Origin of the sequence: Winogradskyella costae, from assembly GCF_013403865.1 — a bacterium.
GTDB classification, from domain to species: domain Bacteria; phylum Bacteroidota; class Bacteroidia; order Flavobacteriales; family Flavobacteriaceae; genus Winogradskyella; species Winogradskyella costae.
This window is the reverse complement of the sequence record NZ_JABFDK010000007.1, coordinates 32,908-55,172: the sequence shown is the minus strand read 5'-3', so window position 1 is coordinate 55,172 and position 22,265 is coordinate 32,908. Positions and strand designations below refer to the sequence as shown.

General features: G+C 33.8%; 10 protein-coding genes and 2 tRNA genes. 1 reads left to right on the top strand and 11 read right to left on the bottom strand.

Annotated features, from left to right (window positions below; translation table 11 throughout):
* Nucleotides 1-381: 381 nt before the first annotated feature.
* The 11 genes from HM986_RS13585 to mutS form a co-directional block, all read right to left on the bottom strand.
* Entirely contained in the window at nucleotides 382-2,736 is a 2,355-nt protein-coding gene (locus tag HM986_RS13585; RefSeq protein ID WP_218841443.1) for an MFS transporter, read from the bottom strand.
* 38 nt (nucleotides 2,737-2,774) lie between these two features.
* Nucleotides 2,775-4,277: a glycoside hydrolase family 30 protein gene (locus HM986_RS13580; protein WP_179335639.1), complete on the bottom strand. Its 1,503-nt coding sequence runs from the start codon at nucleotides 4,275-4,277 to the stop codon at nucleotides 2,775-2,777.
* A gap of 192 nt (nucleotides 4,278-4,469) precedes the next feature.
* On the bottom strand, nucleotides 4,470-5,750 hold the full coding sequence (locus HM986_RS13575) for a glycosyl hydrolase family 17 protein (RefSeq protein ID WP_179335638.1): 1,281 nt from the start codon (nucleotides 5,748-5,750) through the stop codon (nucleotides 4,470-4,472).
* Between the two features lie 12 nt (nucleotides 5,751-5,762).
* Nucleotides 5,763-9,203: a hypothetical protein gene (locus HM986_RS13570; RefSeq protein ID WP_179335637.1), complete on the bottom strand. Its 3,441-nt coding sequence runs from the start codon at nucleotides 9,201-9,203 to the stop codon at nucleotides 5,763-5,765.
* A gap of 87 nt (nucleotides 9,204-9,290) precedes the next feature.
* Entirely contained in the window at nucleotides 9,291-10,124 is an 834-nt protein-coding gene (locus HM986_RS13565; protein ID WP_179335636.1) for a glycoside hydrolase family 16 protein, read from the bottom strand.
* 35 nt (nucleotides 10,125-10,159) lie between these two features.
* On the bottom strand, nucleotides 10,160-12,049 hold the full coding sequence (locus tag HM986_RS13560) for an Ig-like domain-containing protein (protein ID WP_179335635.1): 1,890 nt from the start codon (nucleotides 12,047-12,049) through the stop codon (nucleotides 10,160-10,162).
* An 11-nt stretch (nucleotides 12,050-12,060) separates the two neighbouring features.
* Nucleotides 12,061-15,228, bottom strand: coding sequence for a glycoside hydrolase family 2 TIM barrel-domain containing protein (locus HM986_RS13555; protein WP_179335634.1), 3,168 nt, complete (start codon nucleotides 15,226-15,228; stop codon nucleotides 12,061-12,063).
* Nucleotides 15,229-15,504: 276 nt separating this feature from the next.
* Nucleotides 15,505-18,258 carry a helix-turn-helix and ligand-binding sensor domain-containing protein gene (locus HM986_RS13550; RefSeq protein ID WP_246288511.1) on the bottom strand — a complete coding sequence of 918 codons (2,754 nt, stop codon included), beginning with the start codon at nucleotides 18,256-18,258 and terminating at the stop codon, nucleotides 15,505-15,507.
* A 391-nt stretch (nucleotides 18,259-18,649) separates the two neighbouring features.
* Nucleotides 18,650-18,733 (bottom strand) — tRNA-Leu (locus HM986_RS13545).
* 45 nt (nucleotides 18,734-18,778) lie between these two features.
* A tRNA-Gly gene (locus tag HM986_RS13540) sits at nucleotides 18,779-18,850 on the bottom strand.
* Between the two features lie 93 nt (nucleotides 18,851-18,943).
* Nucleotides 18,944-21,556: a DNA mismatch repair protein MutS gene (gene mutS, locus HM986_RS13535; RefSeq protein WP_179335632.1), complete on the bottom strand. Its 2,613-nt coding sequence runs from the start codon at nucleotides 21,554-21,556 to the stop codon at nucleotides 18,944-18,946.
* 181 nt (nucleotides 21,557-21,737) lie between these two features.
* On the opposite strand from mutS, the gene HM986_RS13530 reads away from it, so the two are divergent.
* Nucleotides 21,738-22,265: an RNA methyltransferase gene (locus HM986_RS13530; protein WP_179335631.1), complete on the top strand. Its 528-nt coding sequence runs from the start codon at nucleotides 21,738-21,740 to the stop codon at nucleotides 22,263-22,265.

The following is a 22,265-nucleotide window of genomic DNA, read 5'->3' as shown; positions in this document are numbered from 1 at the left end:
TTGTTATTTATAAAATATAGAGTTTGATAAATTTAGTTAAGATTTAATACATTATAGATAATTCTACCACAACAAAAAACATACACTTAAAACATTGATGGCTACCAATACATTAAAACTAATTGAGCTCAATGATATAAAGGGTTTTTAAAGCTTTTACAAATTACTGCAACAGCATAAGATCTTCCTTAGTAGCGGTAATGTTGTGTTGGTAAAATGCTGAATATCTGACTTTAATCTTTTATTTTTTTATTTTTATTCCAAATCCTCCGAAAAGCTCCTACATCTCCTTCACCTCAAACTTTACGTGACTCATAAAAAGATGCTAACGCTAAAAAATTTTATTCTCTTTTAGACATAATACTCTATGGTTAAAATACGTTACCTGTACTTTAATTTTTCGTCCTTACTCCATATTCCCCAACGTGCTCCCAATTCACCTTCAACCCGCACTTTCCAAGATTCATCAAACGATGAAAAATGAAACAATTCTACTCCTTCTTTATGGGACCAATCTTGAGTCTGTATGAAATATTTCATGGCATTAATTTGTGATGGGTGAGCATCTTCATTTGCTGCTCCTTGACTAGGCCAACCAGTTTCTGTTATAATTATGCGTTTCCCTTTGGCGACATGTTTTGTAATCGCATGCATTTCTCGTAAATACTGTAAAGAATCATCAATACTAAAACCTTCCCAAAACGGATAACAATTAGCAAGTATAACATCCGTTGCATCGACTAAATTTGGACGCTTATGATATTCGAAATAGGTATCTACATACCCAACAGGAATATCCAAGTCAGATAAAGCATGTTTCACTCTATTAATGTAAACGATTAAGGCGTCTTCAGAAACATCTCCACGTAACAATACTTCGTTCCCAACAGCTGCGATATCGACAAAACCACCTTTAGCCAATTTTATCAAGGTTTCAATTTCTCTCTCATTTCTAACTTCATCGTCACTTATCCATGCACCAACAATAGATTTCAATCCTTTTTCGTGAGCTATTTCCGGTATCAATTCATTTCCTTCAGTACATGAAAATGAACGAATCCATTTTGTATAAGGTGAAATAATATTCATACGTCTACGAATTTGAGACTCTGTTAGTATATCATCTATATCTTGACCTTCAGCATAAGGACTAAAACATAAACCGTGAAGTTTCGCATTTAATTTTTCTCGAAAAAGCATTTGTGCTTGCTCAACACTTTTATTAGTAAAGTCAATTTCTTTGTAATCCTCTAATTTAATATCGCTATTAATTACTGAAAGTAGATTACCTGCCCCATATACAGAAGACTGTTGTCTTGATTTCTTTTTGGCTTTACGATTTTGTAATTCAGCACTAATTTCCATAGCGCGTGCTTCCGTAAGATCATAGCTTCTCATTACATACATCGCAATTGCAGTTCCTAATATTGGAAAAGCAGAAAAGAAAAACCTAAGTCCTGTAACGGCTCCTTCTGGTTGAGTTGCTGCATCTGGAGTAAAATCTACAGCCCACATAATTAGAGCACTTAAACCTCCTGCAATGGCAAAACCAAATTTTACCATCCACCAATAAATAGCTCCAAAAATGCCTTCGCGACGCTGACCAAAGTTTAATTCATCTAAATCACAAACATCAGCAGTCATAGACATCATAAGTGTAAACAGACCCCCAATACCAAATGAGAAAAATGGTAATGCGAATAAAAACATATAGGGTTTCCCTGGAATGAACAAAAACCACAACATTATGTAACCTATTATTGAGATTCCTTGAGACACCAAGAACGCTTGTTTCTTGCCTATTTTTTTAGACATTCGCTCTACAATAGGGATTACAACGAACGTTGTAACCAAAGCACCTACACTTCCAAATAAGGTCGGCCAAATCCAAGCTGCACCGGCATCACCATTAAAGAGGTAATAAACTATTATAAAAAATGAAAATGCAGCAACAGTATTAAAGGCATTAAAAACTAAAAACGTAGCAATACATAACTTTCTAAATGGTTCTAATTTAAAAGCTTCTTGAAATCCTTTGAGTATTTTCTTTAAACTTCCTCCTACACCTCTTAGATTTAGTGGTTCTAGATTATCATCATTTAAAGTAGATTTATCTTTTATAAAAATCGCAGGAACCATAGCTAAAATAGAACAAACTACAGCAACCCAAATGGCTAATGTTCTTGTAGCGACATCACCAGACTCAAACCAAGATGGATCGTACATAATGACCCATAACCATGGCGCTAAAACCCAAGCCCATTGTCCAATCCATTGTGCAACAGCCATAATATTGGTACGCTCATGAAAATCATCACTCATCTCGTAACCCATAGCTACATAGGGTACGCTAAAAATTGTTAAGCCCAAATAAAATAGTAAAGACCAAATTAAGTAATACCAAAAGTTATAATCTAATGTATCCTCTCTATGAAGTTGCCACATTAAGGCAAATGAAATTCCCATGATTATAGCTCCAAGAAATACATAATGACGTCTTCTTCCCCATTTAGACCTTGTATTATCGGAAATATACCCCATAATTGGATCTGTAATAGAATCAAAAATACGAGGTAGAAAATATAAAATTCCCCACATCCACGTCGGAAATCCTAGATCTTTCACTAGTACCACCATAAATATTCCTAAAGCAGCAGGAAACATTTGATTTGCTAACATACCTAATCCAAAGGCAATTTTTTTTCCCATTGGTACTTTACTTGCTGTTTTAGACATAGTAGCGGTTTTAAATTAGTTAAGTAATTATATAGTTTTTAAGATTGTGGTATTACAACAGTCTGAATGGCTTGGGCATTAATTTTAATAGTTACAAGCTTATCGTTAAGATTTAAAGCGAAGTTCTTTTCGGTACTACCTTCGTTAAAAAGCACTACGGCTATTGATCCATCAGGGTTTTGCGCCGCAGTAATCATTAATTCTGTATCAGGATTTTCTACTCCGATTACTTGTGCTTCTGGTCTAATGTATTTGCTAAAATGTGCCATAGTGTAATATAAGGGTGTAAAATAAACCTCATCGTTATCTGGGTCTACAATTACTGGTGCAACACACCAATTTTCAAACCAATTTGGTCCGCCTTGTTTATCGAGTACCATATTCCAATCTATCCAACCGTCAACCCAATTATTAAGACAACCTATGATATCTCTTGCATATCTATTCACAGGCGCATATTTAGGATGTAAATGTTTATCCTCTGCAGATGCCCAATCCCAACCCCAATCAGTTGCTTCTTTTCTCCAATACCAAGCGTCATCTTGCCATTTAGGAATTTCAGAATCTACACAGCCCTCAGTTTCAATTAAATATTTATTGGGTGCTTTATTATGTGCATATTGTAATTCTTCTGGAAAATAATCATAAGTGCTCTCATACCAATGCACAGCTAATCCTGCAAAATATTTTGAAGAAGTCTCGTCTTTATACATTTCATCAACCCATTCTTTTATACCTTTTCTGTTCTGATCATATCCCAAAATATTGATGCTACCGTATCCATTAGCTTCTAATTTTGGTCCTAAATGGTTTTGAACAAAATCAGTTTCTTCTTCTGGCGTAAAGTGCATACTTTCCCAATTATTGCCATTGCCATGAGGTTCATTAACGGGTGTTAATCCCCAAATATCTATACCTTCAGCTTTATAAGCATCAAGGTATTTTGAAAAATATAGAGCGAATACATCGTAGTATTTTGGCAATAATTTACCTCCAACGTAGTCCTGATTGTCTTTCATCCAAGGTGGTGACGACCAAGGCGAAGAAATTATTTTAAATCCATCTTTTGAAATTGCTTGGGCATCTTTAATCAGCGGTATCAAGTCATCTCTATCATCATCTATATTGAAACTCTTTAATTCCATATCATCTGCCTCAGGTGCATAGGTGTAATTACTTAAAGAAAAGTCACAAGACGCGATATGAGTTCTTGTCAGTGAGTACCGCGCTCCATCTTCACCGAAATAAGCTTCAATAATAGTATCTCTATTTTTTTTACTCAATCTATTAAGTAAATAGGCCGTTGACTCCGTAAAAGAACCTCCAAAACCTGTTATGGTCTGAAACTTCTTCTCAGGTAAGATCTTTATAACTGAAGTTGTATCAATTGAAGATAACTCAGTAATCTTGGTTAATGAATTTCCACTTGCCGAAGTTTCATAAATTTCAACTTTCAAATCTTTATTTTCCTTTTTCTCAGAAGCACAACTCATTACAGTAAGTATTAAGACTGCCAATATTGAATATTTTGGTATTTTCATATCGTATACTTTTTTGATTGTATCATTAGTCTATGGTGTTTATATTGTCTTAAATATTTTACAAAAATGTCACCTAAATAGTGTTAATTATACAGTCCTCACTTAGACTCGTCTATTTCTTTAAGAATTTGTTGGGCAAAAACTTTTAAAAAATAAAGCAAGTAAAATAACTTTTACATGGTTAGGATATTTCTATTTTGGATATTCTGTATTTGGCACTAAAACTTCTTTCATCAAGGTTTCAATATTACCATCATATGTTTTCGTAATCGGTTTTCCGTCTCTCGTTAAACCTTTGAACGCTTCTTTATCTACCAAATTCCATAGCGGATATTTAGCTTCACTTTTTAAGTTAATTAATCCAAAATGATTTTCAGAACCTAAAGGGTTTTGCCCATCTTTCCATTGTTCATCAAAAGCTTCGAAATAGAAACATGCAATTTTATTAGTATTAGTCCACTCACGTAAATGGTTGTAATAAAGTCCTTGTTTATACTCATCTGTTGCTCTTGATCCTGCTTTTCCATAATGACCATCTGAGATAGAAGCCCAACCTGTTTCTCCAATATGAATGGGTTTATTAACCCCAATACTGTTCATATAATTTGCTACACTATCATACTGTCTTTTAGCGAAATCTACAGCTCGTAACATGGCTGCATCAACTTTTTCTTTATCTGATAAATTTTCTTCTTGCTCTGGCACCTTCCAAAAATCCGAATTGTAATGCGATTGGTGATATGGATAAGTATGCATCGAGATAAAATCGACCGCATTTGCTATTTTTTCTAAATCTTCTGTATGATAACTTGGATCACCTCCACCCCAAGATGAAAAATCATCTGAACTTGTGATCCATAAATCTGCTGGTAAATCTCCTGTTTTTTTCAAATCTTGAAGATGGGTTACCCATTTTAAAATAATCCATGGTTGCACATAATAACTTGTTGCCCATTTTACCATCGCTTCATTTCCAACCGCTAAAATCTTTACGATGTTTGGATATTGTTTTGCGAGTGCAACAGCTGTATCTACTTCTAAAGAATTTCGTTCACTTTCTTGGCTATGATCTGGTTCACCCGCTTCCCAATTAAAAGCGTTTTTACAATCAATCCAAATACCAAGCATAACATACATCTCAAAAGTAGCATCTTCCTCTTTTAGTTCGTCTATTGCTTTTAGCAGATTTGCAGCTTGATCGAAATGAACATTATACGTTCTAAGCACTTTTACTCCCATAGCATTGAGGATTTTCATATCCTCTTTTAGCTCTAGAATTGTAGGCTGAACATCTCTGTTAGTTTCCCTATAACCTCCGTAAGAAATTGCTAAATAGTCTGGATCACCTAATATATCTTTAGCTGTCATTTCTTTCATCATTTGATTTACAACACTTTTTTCTTTTTTATTTTCATTGCAAGACATTATAAATACAGCTACCAATACACCAAGCACAATTAATTTTAATTTCATTGTCTTACGTTTTTATTTTAAATAACTTGAACTAATATGTGCCATAATTTTAGTCACCTCACCTGTTCGCATAAAAATTTTAGCGCTCGTTGCGGTATCAATTTTTAAACTCTCAAATATTTTGACACTTCCATCTTTTAAAGAAATTTCTAAACTATCTTTTTCCGAAATTTGATAAACAATAGGTACTTGGCAATACGTAAATCCTAATGATCCTTTGACCATTTCAATCGTTTTCTTCTCTTTAAAAACATCGGTATAGTTGAAACTAGTGGCTTCATTAAAAAATTCTCTTTTTCGTAACAGACATGGATTAAAAATCAACTTTCCTTCAGAAACAAAAATTCCTAACTCTCCAAAGCGACTCAAAACATCTTCTTTTACTTGGCCTGTCATCCCTGGTTGTTGTGCTCCTTTACCACCTGGTGTATGTGAGTAAGGATCGGTTGGGAATGCACCATATAATTCTGGTGATTTATGCACCCCTATACCTGCATTTATTTCGTAAAAATGCTCTAATAACCTACTTACTAAAACATCACTCTCACCATCATTAACCGCCTTAATACACGATTCTTGCACTGCTAATAACAATTTAGAAACCATATGCCAATATATAGACCCTAATCCTTCGTAACCATAAAATGTACCTGATCTACCTGTAAATGCTTTGTGATTAAATACAGCTTCAAAAGCTTGTAACACTTTTGATGTATCTGATTGTACAAGTGACTTATATTTTGTTTCAGAAAGTTTTTCTAATGCTGAAGTAACATCACTAGCATTTTTAAAGTTGCCATTAAAATGATACTCACCATTTACATCCTTTTCGAGGATTTGAACATTACCATCCTTTACTAATGCTTGCATTAATTGAGAGGAATGTACGTGGTCTTTAGAAATTGTATTTCGATCTAAAAACCCTTTAAGTTCTTTATTTGGGTATAGTATATAACTGTACTGATCTTCTCTGAAAAGTTTACTTTGTTTTAGGGCATCTAAGACCTCTAATGTTTCTTTAGTATTTAAATATCCTGAACTTAAAACAGCAACCTGACCTTCTAGCATTTCGCTTAAATATGAAATAGAAACAGAATCATCATTTACTGTGACTAAATTGTAGGCGTGATATAAGTTATCTGAGCGTTTGTTTGCTCTGATAGAATGCTCTAAAAAAGATTTACCAATGCTAACAAAATCTTTCAATCTACTAATTGAAAGTGTTGATTTCCTACCCGAAAATGCGTGTTCGTAGATACGTGTTCTAAACTCACTACCTGCTTTTCCTAGGCTATCTAATATTATTTTTTTATCTGAATCATTAATTGATGCAGACAATAAATTTTTATTGTTTTCAAAAGTTTCTAACACACTATTGAAGAAATCAAAGATCTCATTTGAGATTTCTACCTCATCAATAGTAGTTGAACCTAACAATTCCTCAAAGAAATTGAAAAAACGTCTCAAATAATAAAGCGTAACCATGGAAACTCCATTACCAACTAAGGCATTGTTTGCATCATTCCATTCTGGACGTTGTGTATTCATCCAAATACCACCTTCAGGAATGAAATTAGACAATTTTGCTAATGAGGTTGCTAAGATTTTTTCGATAAAATTTGCCTTTATAATAAATCTATTCTCGTCTCTAAGTAAGGCACCATCTGCTCCTAATTGCTCGCGTTCTTCGTTAATTTTATGATCTAATACATCATCAAAAACAATGGTGTCTTTAGGGTTTTTTAGTAAGTCTTTATACGGCTTTATTTTATAAGGCACATTTGCGTAAACAAATAAGTCTTTTTTAAAGAAACTGTCTAATTTCCCTGGTTGATGATTTTGGATAAACTCTAAGAATTTAAGCAAGTAAATAATTTGATGATCGCCCCAATAGCCAATATAAGACCATGGATCATCTGGTTCTATTGTTTCCCAATCAAACCCGCCTTTTGTTACTCTGTAAGGATTGTAGCCATCAAAGGTTGTTGCGTTTAAGAATTTATGAATCATACTTTCAATAAACTGAGGATAAGAATGCGCCAAGGCTTCCCAATTTTGAAATATATCTCTCCAATTTCCTTCGTAATCTAAAATCTTAGAACCATCAATTTCGCTTTTAGTGTTAATAGAGAATTTATTCCAAGGTCGACTTGGATCTCCATGACGGCGACTAAATTTTAACGGCATATATTCTAAACAAAGACGTCTAAAGTTTTTATCGTCACTATTATATGCTATTTTTTTTATTTCTTCTAATGAAAACACCTTTGGAAGTTTTGCCAAAATAGGCTCTGATGTTCGTGCTACTTTCTTGTTGGCATTTTCTAGATAATTACTAAAATCCCACTTTTCGATTTTATAATTATCGTCAAATATACCACCACGCATTATGTTAAATAACGTATTGGCAAAATGACGTGTATCTCTTAAACTATCTCCTGTAACTTGAATGGCATCTGAAGCTGCACTTAACTCGATAAGATTTTCAGTTCCTTTGTTTATATCTTCATTCACCTTTAAGGCTAATGATTTATCTTCTCTTATTTGTTTAGATAATAAAGCGATATCTGAATGATTTTTATTTACATCTGTAATAAACATCCATTCCTTTGATGCTTCTGAAGTCAACTCAATTTGTGTAGAAATAAAATAAGCTCCTTTTTCTGCTTTTACGTCAACTTCTTCATTTATAGATTTACCTAATCTAAAGTTATTCAGCTGTAAAGATGACACTAAATGTTTTGGATGCTCTAAACCTAAAGACCAAACAACATTTGCTTTTAATGCTTCACTGGCTTCAGCCTTATCAACCAAAATTGCACTAAGTGCATAGATTCCAAGCCCTGTAGATTTCTCTAATTCATTTCGCTTGTAAGCATCAACTAAATTACTCGATTGATTTTGAATAAAACTACCTATACCAGCAGGCACAATATTTTGAATACCATCCATAAGAGTAATATTCACAGATTCTTTTGAAGAATTAATCAAAGTAGACTTCTTTACAAAACCATATGTATTACTAGAACTCCATTGATATCTAAATGTTAATTCTAAATCGTGATTAATTTCTTCGAAAATCACCTTATTCCCAAATCTATTTTTATAAAGATTTTGAGTTATTTTATAGCCTCCTAACGGTCTTATAGATAATGGTTCCCAAATAAATTCTTCGTCATTTTTACGAACTTGAAAAATTGATTTGTTGCCAGTAATATCAGCAGATTCTGTTATTTTATCGTCTGTATAGTATGGAAATAAGGCAAACTCAGAATTTTTACGTCCTGCTGATAATCCGCCGTTACTAGAAATAAACATCCAATGGTTAGAATCGCTTACAATACTCATAAAAAACGGACGCATTTGGATACTATTTCTAATTTTGAAATAGGTCTCGTTCTCTATTGTAACTTGTTCTAATTTTACGTCTCTATTTAGTGCTGTGTTCTTCAAAGTATAAGTCTAGTTGATTTTAGTAATTTTCTTCGGTTGTGTAAAAGACCGAGATAAACTCTCGGTCCTCAATAAATTTTGTATTAATTATTCTGCTGAATAAACTCTTACGTAGTCTACTAACATTTCTTGAGGGAATACTGTAGATGCATTTGGTGATCCTACATAAGATCCTCCTACTGCGACATTCATTATGATATAAAACGAATCATTATAAACCCACTCTCCAGGAACATCATCTGGTGTGATTCGATTATACAAAACATCATCTACATAATAGTTTATGTAATCCTCACCCCATTCTATTCCAAAAACATGAAAATCAGTATCGAAACGATCATTCTCTAATTCATAAGGCTTAGATATTGCTGTCCCACCAGAATACCCTGGTCCATGCACCGCACCACCAACTATAGTTGGTTCTTGTCCGCGATTTTCCATAATATCAATTTCACCAATTTGTGGCCAAACTTCGGTACCATCATTATCATCTCCTAACATCCAAAATGCTGGCCATAATCCTTGGCCCCAAGGCAATTTAATTCGAGCTTCAAAACGGCCGTGTTGTTGTTCAAATTTACCTTTAGTAAGAATTCTTGCCGAAGTATACCCAGAACCTTCATATGATTCTTGCCTTACAGTAAACTTAAGTAAACCATCTTCTACTATAATATTCTCTGAACGATCTGTGTAATATTGTAATTCATTATTTCCCCAGCCATTTTGACCTGTACCAATATCGTAACCCCAAATTGTAGGATCTGGTGTACCTGGCAAATCAAATTCGTCTGCCATAGTTAAATTAGTAAAATTTGTTACCGTCTGAGTTTCATCTGTTGAACAACTCAAAAACGTAACTAGTATAACAGCTGTAAATAAACTTACGGCTACTGATATTTTATTCTTTATTGATGATTCCATGTTAATTCTTTTTTGACTATTTTAAATTTCTAATTTTAATTATGGAAATAGATATTATCTATATAAATGTCACCGTTTCCATCAAATTTTAATTGAATAATATCTGCAAGATCTACAGGATTGAAATCCGCTAATGGAATTTCTAAACTTGTCCAACCCGAAGCACTTGGCACAGCTAGTGCCTTCGCTTTTTCTATAGGACCTGAACTAATTAAAAAAGCATTAAGTGCTGTAGAATTTGCTGTGAAATAATCGATATGTAAATGCGTCATACTAGATACATCTTGAGCCGAACCTAATAGAATTCCTTGGTAATCTAAACCTGAGTATTTTAACGCATTATTACCTTCAATAGCTTCTTCTGTAACTGCTGTTGCCTGTCCCCAGTCTGGATTTAAATTTGTACCTGCTACATTAGCATAGGCATCACTAAAAATTGAAATCACATTTGCAGCAGGAACAGTTGGAGTTGGAGCAGCGTCAGTTGGTTCTGCTGATATTTCATAGAAATAAATATTATCTACATAGACATCTGTAATTGTTGCATCAGAAATGAACACTACTTGAGCCAAATTAGATCTACTCGTTAACCCTGGAAAGTCTGAAATCGGAACATCAATACTCACCCAGCTATTAGAAACCAAAGTGGTGTTAGTTAAGGTTAATTCGTCATCAGAATCATCAGTACCTCCAAACGCATTATCAGCTCCAATATCCTGAAGTTTAACCTGTAAAAAGTCGCCTGGATCGATATCGCCTTGTACCTGAATATCTATGTGGAAATGTGTCATTTGAGAAACATCAATAGTGGGTACATCTACGGCAAATTGAATTCCAACAAAGTTTAGTTCAGAATATTTGATAATGTTATCTCCGTTAACTTGAATATCATTCTGACCTTGAGTCGTTTGAAACGGCGCCCAATACCCATTATAGTAATCTACAGGTTCATTTGTATAAGCATCACTAAAAATTGAAATTACAGAGCTAGCCTCTACTGTAGGTACAGGAGCCGGATTAAAATCGCCCAATGATGTAATATTTAGTGAGCCCTCTGCATCCATTCCGTCTAACGTAGCAGTAATTACTGCTTCACCACCACCTACAATGTCAACGATACCTAATTCACTAACTGTTGCAACACTTGTATTTGAAGATGTAAAAGCAAAATAATTTGGAGATATCGTAACCTCTTGATTAACCCCAGAAGCCAAATTTAATGTTTGAGTAAGCCCCGTTAATGCAATTGTAGCACCACTAAAGGTTTCTTCTATCACATTGCTTCCGTTTAAAATAGCAGGTCTTGGATGTGCGATGTTTCCTAAGTTTTCAAACTTAATTTCATCTAACCAAATGACATAACCAGAACCTCCTGTGGCCTGCGTACCTGCAGCATACCAAAACAGACCTCGCTCTTCTGTTAATTTAGAAGCATCTGGGATCGGAATAGTAAATTTTGACCAATTAGTACCAACACTTAGATTACTAGCATTAACTTGAAATTTATTATCTAAGAAATCTTGACCAAACCCAACAGCATCTATACTAACACCACGCGATGCTTTTGCCCAAAATGTCAAGGCATCATAACCCGATAAATCTCTACCTGCACCATCAACTCTTAATATAGCACCAGCATAATTACCCGCTGGATCATCTGAATTTGGCACATCAATACGATAAGAAGCTGAACTTTCATAACCTTCTTCTGTATCTACAGAGAAAGCATCTAATTTTGACCCACCAAAAGGAAAGTAAAAATCACTTCCCATAGATACGAAGTCATCTGTAAATATGTCCCCTACTTTTGCGAAAGTTGCTGGTATTGCATCATCCGTAAGATCTCTTTCACATCCTAAAGCTAGGACTAAAACCATCCCTAAAACGAATGTTCTCTTAATTTGAATTAAACTTGTATTTTTCATTTTTCGCTTTTTTATTTTCCAATATTAATATGTACATAGGTTCTAATCTCCCATTCAGATCCATCAGGAAATCCAACAGCACTGATAGGTGCTACTTCAAATTCTGATGCCGCTAAAGGAGAGTACCTTGGTGAGTTAGCATCAAGTGAACGCCATGTTCCTCTTATCCCAATCACTGTGCTTGGTAATATAAACCAATCTGGTTTTCCTAAAGAGGTTGACACATCTAACATCAACTGTACTGGATACGTTAAGTTGAAATCTCTATGATAATCAAAAGGTCCCCAATCATTTATTTTAACATGTGTCTCAACTTTCATTTTGTTGTAAATCAGTCTTACATCACCACCAAATCTTTTTATTAATCTATCACTATCACCGTTTGCCTGGCCATTACCATAATAGAAATTTCCAATAACCCCTAAGTCTGGATTTAACTTGGATACCATTCTTGTACTTACCTCCCACAAATCTTCTGCTGGTGCAGATGTAGGGAAAGCAAAGAACTGGCGATTGGCTAGGAAACCAATATGCGCATCTTGCTGTGTAGGAAGATGACGGTAAACAAAACCAAGGTTCATCGCAAATTTGGCGTCTTCAGTGCGGTCGTTATCCCATTCATACATCCATGTTCCAGGAGTTGGATCGAACGTAATTAACATTTCTCCTGCTGTTGTCTCCCTATTATTTCTAACCGCAAATGGGTCTTCAATTACATTTCTTAATCTACCAGGCGCATCCACATCACTTGGCATTGCATCTACTAAAGGCTTTTGCCATAAGAAGTTTGGTGCTATTTGAAAATCACCAACAGTATATGTAAATCCTGCAAGAACATTAGATTGGTTTCCGCTTCCATTATCTTTTAATTTCCAACCTGTAAATGTTTGCGTTTGATCTGCCCCGGCATTAGCAACTAATCCCATAACGGCAGCTTGAGCATAGGCATTTATTTTACCTTCTTGATATGTAATTTTGGCTTTTCCACCCCAATTATCTTTACTTGTAACTTTATCTTCATAAACGGTGTAATTTCCAGGACCACCCGTTACATCTTGGAATGAACTTCCGTTAAGTGGACTACCTGCCCAAATAGCTCCTGCGGTAAGTCCAAATTTTCCTAATTTTCTTTCTACAGCAATGGTTGCTCTTTCCGTTGGCCATGCTGGAATAATACCACTACGAACTTGATTTGCATCTAATATTCGTTGCCCATTTTCATCAAATCGAAGCTCTGTTTGAAGATCTCTATGGTAAACACCTGTCATATCCCATTTTCCAACTTTACGACTGTATTTAAGTAAAGCGGTTGGATTTGCTCCCCACCAAAGTTGAGGTCCGAAAGCAGCTTTTAAACCACTTAAATCCCCTTTTCCATCTATTTCTAATCCTAAAATTTCGCCACCGTAGATATCTAAGTTAGGACCGTAATTAGCTTCGGGATATAGATTAAAAATATCTCCTTCATATGCCCAATGATAATGCCCTGTACGATAGAATCCTCTTAAATCAAAATCCTTAGCATTCCATTCAAATTCTGCATCATAAACATTAACTCTATTAATATCCGTAAGTGTAACTTCTCCATCATCAGAATCAACATTGACTGCTCTTGATCTGTTTTCATAGAAAATTTCGTCAATTGGATTTCCTGCAATATTACCAACTACGTTAAAATTAACATTAGCTCTCATATTTGAAGCCGGCTTACCTTCAATTCCAACGAAATATGACTCCATATGATCGAAGCCTAGTTGGTTTGGAAATGCATCTGAATCCTCATCTACATTGTCTGGTGTAGTAATTAAACTTCCCCCTGTATTAAATGTTGAGAATTCTGCAGTAAGTCTGCTAATTCTTATTTTTTGAGAATCGTTACCTCCTAATAATGCTTTATCTCCTCGTGCCCTTAAGACACCATCCATTAAATTAATATTAGAAAAATAGTTTGATATAAAATCACCCGTCATGTCTTCGTCATAAGGATTAACTTGATGTGCCTCTTTTAAAGAATAGTATGCAGAACGTGGGTATAAGGTATATAATCCTCTTTCATTTGTTGGACCTTTTGCACATATACCAAACCACTCTTCATTCATATTATTATTTCCATCTTTCATATCTAAATAATAACCTCCATTTGCCCAAGACGCTCCAGTATCATGAACATCTAAATTTTTTGTTTGTCCTAGTTTCCACCAGCCATCACTAAATTGAAAAGTAAAACCACCTATTGAATTGCCTGCCTTACCCAATCCGGCTGCATTTTGGTAAATTTCTTTCCAGTTTTCTACAACAAAAAATGCTTGCATTTTTTGATCTTCTTCATTGTCAACAGCATTAAAGGCATCTGATCCAAACTCTGTGAATAAGATTGGCATGTTAAGTTCATTTTTAACCCTTTCAAAAGCATCACCAAATGACTTGCCGCGATACATATTTGTACCGTAGATATCGACATCTTTACACTCTTCTGCTATTATTTCGGAAAACAATAAATCTCCATTACAGATTGCAATCGGGTGAGATGAATCGATTGACTTCATTTTAATGGCTGCATCGTTCATTAGCTTATACATTGGACGTCCACGTTTCTCACCAACTTCTCTTCTCTGTTCTTCTTCATCTGGAAAATCTTCCGTTTCAGATCCTGCCCAAAATAATCCGTAATTATTTTCATTTCCTAATAAAAATAATAGTAGCCCAGGAGTGTCTTTATATGTTTCAGCTAATTCAGTGATTTCATCCATTAATATGTTCTGAGTTGCTTCGTCTCTGTAATCCGTAACCGCAACCCAGCTCCCATTAATAGTTAAACCATAACGGCCAAATGAATGATTAAGCATGGTATAAATACCATAATTCTCATAAATATAGGTTATCCATTTCGGTTGTATACCTGTGTATTGCCTAATAGCATTTACACCCATATTCTTTAATAACGACATTTCAGCATCTAGCGCTGCCTTAATAACATCGTCTGATTGCTTCCATAAACTGTAGTTAAAATTTGTACCTATTGGTACATAACCCCAATTCATACCATTAATCATAAAATCTTCACCATCAACAATTAGTTTCATTCCTTCGGCATTATTTAATACCTCAACATTATTAGATTGACTAAAGATTGGAATTGCTAGTAGTAAGAATATTAACTTAAGAAAGCGTTTTCTCATAATACAGTTTTTAGAGCGTTAATTATTAGCTTATGATAATAACCAAATTATCATTTTGTTAAATTTAAGTCGAAAGATTATTAAATTCTCTAAAAAAGACTATACAAAATATATACGCGTTAAAATAAAGTGATGTATTCTCTTAAAATCTCACATAAAAGCCGCTTATACCAAGTATTTAGTTAATTGTTCTTGCCTTAATAAAAATGGAGAAATACACGCGTATATTGGTTTTGTATGGGTGTTGTATAGGCAAAAAACGATACTGTATAGTTATTAAATCTCTATAATGTAGTTAGATAAGCTTTGTTCGTGGTCTAATTCTAACTTTTTACGCAAACGATAGCGCTTAACCTCTACACTTTTATGTGAGATATTTAGAAGTGGTGCTATCTCTTTAGAAGACAGGTTTAATCTTAAATAAGCACACAGTCTTAAATCATTTGGAGTAATAGTTGGGTGAATTGATTTCATCTTTTTCATAAAATCTTTATCTACATTATTGAAGGCTTCTTCAAATAATTCCCAATCATTAGTATTGTTTAAATTTGAATTTATGACCTTTATGACTTTTTTAACTTCGTTTAGCGTTTTGCTTTTAGACAATTCACTTTTAATACTATTAAGTAATTCATTACGCTTAACTAAATTCATGGTTGCCATACCAAGCTCCCTGTTTTTATTCTCAATATTTAATTGCAAGTTTTTATTTTTGAATTGAATTAACTGACGCTGGTTTTCTAATTGCTCAAATTTCAATTGTCTTTCTTTCTTTTTAATAAGCTTCTGCTGCTGTTTCTTATAATGTTTCTTATTAAAATAAAAAAGCACGTATATAAATAATAATGCCATCAAAATATAAGAAATGATAGCTAAAGGTTTAAGGTACCAAGGCTTTTCAATACTAAAATCATAAGACAGGTCATTATCTAATACCACCCCATCTGTCATTGCTCTTGCCTCAAAATTATAATCCCCATGAGGTAAGTTCTTAAAAAACACTTCAGAACTCCCTGACCAATCACTCCATTCATTATAAATACCAGATAATTTATACTGATACTTAGAAGCAGAAAGTTTATTGTAATTTGTGACACTATAGGTAAATCGTACGTTATTGGATTTATTTTTGAGCGTTGGAGACGCAACTAAATCTAAAGGTAAAAGTTCGTTTGGCAACTTTCCAAATTCCACACTATTTAAGTGCATATCAAAATCTTGTTGCACCAATTTCTTTAAATCGATAATGAGATAGCCTTCCGTAGTTCCGATTAAATATTTATCATCACCTAAGTCTAATATGTTCTCAAATGCAGACTTACTTTTACGCAACTCACTTGAAATCGCTATAACTTTAATTTCAGGCTCACTAGACAATTTACCGGGCTCAATATATATGATCTTATCTTTAGAAAATCCCCACAACTTATTCCTTGGAGTTTCATTAAAAAGTTTACCAGAAATGTACTGCTCTTCACTAAATAAATTACTTAAAATCGTATCATTCACAAAGTTCTTATTGTTAAGGTCATAACTAAAAACCCCTTCTTTATAACTGTATAAAATAGTATTATTATAACTGATTATACTAGACCCAACTCCATAACCAATGGGTAATTTACTATATTCAGAAACAGACCTAAAATCATTATCCATTTTAACATTATAAACACCTTTATGCTCATGACTTACCAATAACTCATGTGGGTTAATAAATTCAAAATACCGAGAAGACACAGTGAAACCTTCAACTTTATTTCTGTACTGCCAAGTGTTATTTACATATTCTAAAATATTCATTCCTATATAATTCCCCTGAATTAAAAGATTGGGATAGCCTTCAATTTCTTTCACAATCCATGTCCCCATTTCTGAAGAAACTTGTTTCGCCTTGCCGCCTTCTATTACGAATGTCCCTTTATTATGCCCACAAAACAACGTCTGTTTTAATACCGACAAAAACCAAACTTGTCCTTTTGTTCCTTTAATAAAATTAAATTTCACATTAGAACCTTTAGGTTTATAAAACAAACCTTGATTAGTCCCTAAGTAAAGAAAATCGTCAGTTTGAGCGGCGGCATAGACCGTTCCTAAAACACCCAATTTATCCGTATAAACTTTAAAAGGTGAATTTAAATTTAAGATATTAATTCCGTTATCTAGCCCTAGCCAAACATTTCCATAACTATCTTCAAACATTGAAAGCGCCGTATTATTGCTTAAGCCATAGGATTGATCAATTTTCATTAATTCATCACCATTTTCATCTAAATGGATAATTCCGTTTGCAATTGTTCCTAGAATGAAACCCCCATCTTTTAATTTAACACTACAATAGATACTTATATCTGCTAATAAACTATCTGAGCTTATATTCCAATGTTCTACTTTTTGATCTTTAAACTTGTAAAAGCCCTTTTCTTTTGTTTGAAAAAGTAGTCCAGAATCAGAGTTGAAAATATTTACTAGCTCAGTATTATCAATATCGTTGGACGGAATGACTAACGATGCTTCTCCATTTTCAATTTTAAAAACACCTACACCTATTTTTTGAAAATAAACGGACTCTTTTACCTTAAACATTTTATTGATTCTCGTATCAGAATCGATAATACTAAAACTATCCTCTGTTGTGTTATATATGTAAATCCTATCGAAAGACTGAAATAACACAAAATCCTCTACACTTACAATTCCCCAAAAATCCTCATCTTCTTTAATCGATAAATCTTTATGATCGCTTAATGATGTATAAGAAAGCTTTCCTTTTTTATTTTTTATCCAAAATCCAAAATCCATGTATCCACCAGAAAAAATAACGCCATTGACTAGCTTTACAGTTCTTAAAATTCCTTCATTTGGAGAATTGTACAGCTGCCAAGATGCCCCATTATATTCTAAAAGCCCTTTATTGTTAGCTACGTATATAAAATCATTTTGAGATTGCGTTATCGACCAATTTTGGTCATCTGCACCATAATCATTGGGAGTGAATATTTGAATAGGAGGAATCTCTTGCGCATATGACATTACACTAAAAATTAGCGTAAGACATAAAAAACTAAGATTGAATTTATATTTATTGAAAACTGACATAAAACTATTGTTGTAATAGATTGTCAAGGTAGTAAATTTCTAAATAACCTGTATTTACAATACAATGTATAAATACCAAAGTTAAATGTATAGGCGTAATCGTTTAATTATAGTTCAAAATATACTTCAAAAATTCTAAATGTACGTTAAAATCTAGGACATAACTTTAATAACTAAAACTTGAAGAAAACAGATTTTGAAATAATAAACTAAACTCATCTATGTTATTGCGTATTGCTTTTGACTTAAATAATGAGGTAAAGCGATTTTTGGATATATTTTAAAACAAAAAAGCCGAAAACTTTCGTTTTCGGCTTTTCATCTGTACTGAAGACGGGACTTGAACCCGTACGTCCTAATGGACATTGGATTTTAAGTCCAACGTGTCTACCAATTCCACCACTTCAGCATTTTGATTACAGACTGTAATCAACTTGGTATTTTATATGATCAGAGCGAAAGATGGGATTTGAACCCACGACCTCCACCTTGGCAAGGTGATGCTCTACCCCTGAGCTACTTTCGCAATTTTAATGAACATTTTCGCTTTCAAAGCGGATGCAAATTTAAAATTTAAATTCTAAATCCAAAGCCTTTTTTGAAAATTTTTTATTTTTTTTTACGCTTGTTTATTTTTTAGCAACATTCGCTTAATTTCATTGAGTTTCATCAAGGCTTCAACGGGTGTTAAAGTGTCAATATCTGTGTGTAAAATCTCATCCTTAATCTCCACTAAAAGAGGATCATCGAGATTAAAAAAGCTTAATTGCAAATCGTCCTTAATACTTTTCACCTTGTCTGTGAGCTCTTCACTTGAATGTGATTTCTCTAATTTAGATAAAATTTTATTTGCACGTCGAATGACTTGTTGTGGCATTCCTGCCATTTTTGCAACGTGAATACCAAAACTATGTTCGCTCCCTCCTTCAACCAGCTTTCTAACAAAAAGCACATTATCTTTTAATTCCTTTACAGCAACATTGAAATTTTTGATACGCCCAAACGTTTCTGTCATTTCATTTAACTCATGGTAATGCGTCGCAAAAAGTGTTTTAGGCTTAGAAGGATGCTCGTGCAAGTATTCGCTAATGGCCCAAGCGATAGAAATTCCATCATACGTACTCGTTCCTCTTCCTATTTCATCTAAAAGCACTAAACTTCTCTCAGAAATATTATTAAGTATAGAAGCCGTTTCATTCATCTCTACCATAAACGTAGATTCCCCCATAGAAATATTATCACTTGCTCCTACTCTTGTAAAAATCTTATCGACTAAACCAATCCTCGCTTCACCTGCAGGTACAAAACTTCCAATCTGAGCCAATAGTACAATTAAAGCTGTTTGTCTTAAAATAGCAGATTTACCAGACATGTTTGGCCCTGTGATCATAATGATTTGTTGTGATTCTCGATCTAAAAACAAATCATTAGCAATATAAGGCTCACCAATTGGTAATTGTTTTTCTATTACAGGATGACGACCATCTTTTATTTCTAAATCATAACTATCATCGATCTGTGGATATACATATTTATTAGATTTAGCTAAACTTGCAAAACCACACAAACAATCTAACTGCCCAATAAGCTGTGCATTTTGTTGAACCGAAATAATAAACTGATGCATCCAAGTCACTAAATCAGTAAATAATTTCTGCTCAATAGCCAAGATACGTTCTTCTGCACCTAAAATTTTTGCTTCGTACTCTTTAAGCTCTTCGGTAATGTATCGTTCTGCATTCACCAAAGTTTGTTTACGAATCCATTCTTCTGGAACTTTGTCTTTATGAGAATTTCTAACTTCTATGTAATAGCCAAAAACATTGTTTGAGGCTATTTTTAAAGATGTAATACCGGTACGTTCACTTTCGCGCTTCAACATATTATCTAAATACGTTTTACCAGATTGCGATAAGCCTCTAAGTTCATCCAGTTCTTCCGAAAACCCTTTAGCAATCGTGCTACCTTTTAATATATTAACCGGTGCGTCTTCGTTTAACGTTTCCTTTATTTTATCGCGAAGCAAATCACAGCGATGTAAATTATCTCCTAATACTTTTAAAGCTTCATTTTCACAAGTCTCAGCAACTGACTTTATAGGCACAATAGCTTCTAAAGAGTTTTTAAGTTGAATCACCTCACGAGGACTTACCTTAGTCGTTGCTATTTTTGAAATGAGACGTTCAATATCTCCAATTTGTTTTATCTGCCCTTGAACCTTATTCAAAACAGCGTCATTTTCTAACAAATATCTCACCACTTCATGACGCTGTTTTATTTTCTCAGCATGCTTTAGAGGCAATGCTAACCAACGTTTTAACATTCGCCCTCCCATTGCCGAAATAGTCTTATCAATAACATTAATCAATGTAACGGCATTGACATTCGTAGAATTATACAATTCTAAATTACGGATGGTGAATTTATCCATCCACACATAATCATCTGTCGCAATTCTTGAAATCGTAGCAATATGCTCTAACTTATTATGACGTGTTTCTCCTAAATAGTGAAGTACGACTCCAGAAGCAATAATTCCTTCATACAAATCTTCAATTCCAAAACCTTTTAATGTTTTCGTATTAAAATGTTTAGTTAATGTCTCATGTGCATAATCGGCTTGAAACACCCAATCTTCAAGATAAAAAGTATGAAAATCATTTCCGAAGATCTCTGAAAACACTTTCCTGTTTTGTTTCGAAATTAAGACTTCACTAGGACTAAAATTTTGAAGTAGTTTATCAATATATTCTGCATTTCCTTGTGAGGTTAAAAACTCGCCTGTTGAAATATCTAAAAACGCCACTCCTATGCGTTGCTTTTCAAAATAGACTGCTGCTAAAAAATTATTTGATTTTGAATGTAGAATATCATCATTAAATGCAACACCTGGTGTTACTAATTCTGTAACTCCACGTTTTACAATGGTTTTAGTCTGCTTCGGATCTTCTAACTGATCACAAATGGCAACACGCTCACCTGCCTTTACTAATTTTGGTAAATACGTATTTAAAGAATGATGTGGAAAACCTGCTAATTCAATTTCACTTTCGCTACCTGCACCACGCTTGGTTAAAATAATATCTAAAATTTTAGACGCTTTTACAGCATCGCTACCAAAGGTTTCGTAAAAATCACCAACTCGAAATAATAATAGTGCATCGGGATATTTAACCTTGATGGCATTATACTGCTTCATTAACGGTGTTACTTTTTTTGCGGATTTTGCCAATGGGAATCTAGTTTTAAGTTCTATTTTTGCCTTGAATATGTTCAGAATTGCAAGTTTGCTAAATTACTTATATTTTGAGGTTTATTGAAACCGAAGAATTAGAAGTTATTTACAAGTGTTAATAATTATATTCTAGACCTGGCAGGTTTTAAAAACCTGACAGGTCTCTTAAGAAACCAAGATGAGAAAACTAAAAAACGAAGAATTAGACCGATTAGAAGTTTCAGAATTTAAAGAAGCGAAAAAGACGCCTATCATTATTATCCTAGATAATATTAGAAGTCTCAACAATATTGGTTCTGTATTTAGAACAAGCGACGCGTTCTTAATTGAGAAAATTTATCTCTGCGGCATTACTGCTCAACCTCCACATAACGATATTAGAAAAACGGCCTTAGGAAGCACAGAAACCGTAGATTGGGAATATGCAGAACACACTTTAGATGTTGTTGAAAAATTAAAATCTGAAAATGTAAATATCTGTTCTATTGAACAAGCAGAAAACGCAACCATGCTCAATGATTTTAAACCTGAACCAAATACTAAATATGCCTTTGTTTTTGGTAACGAAGTTAAAGGTGTTGACCAAAACGTAGTTGATGCAAGTGATGTTGTGATTGAAATTCCGCAATATGGCACAAAGCATTCATTAAATATTTCTGTGAGTTGTGGTGTTGTGGTTTGGGATGTGTTTTCGAAACTAACCTAA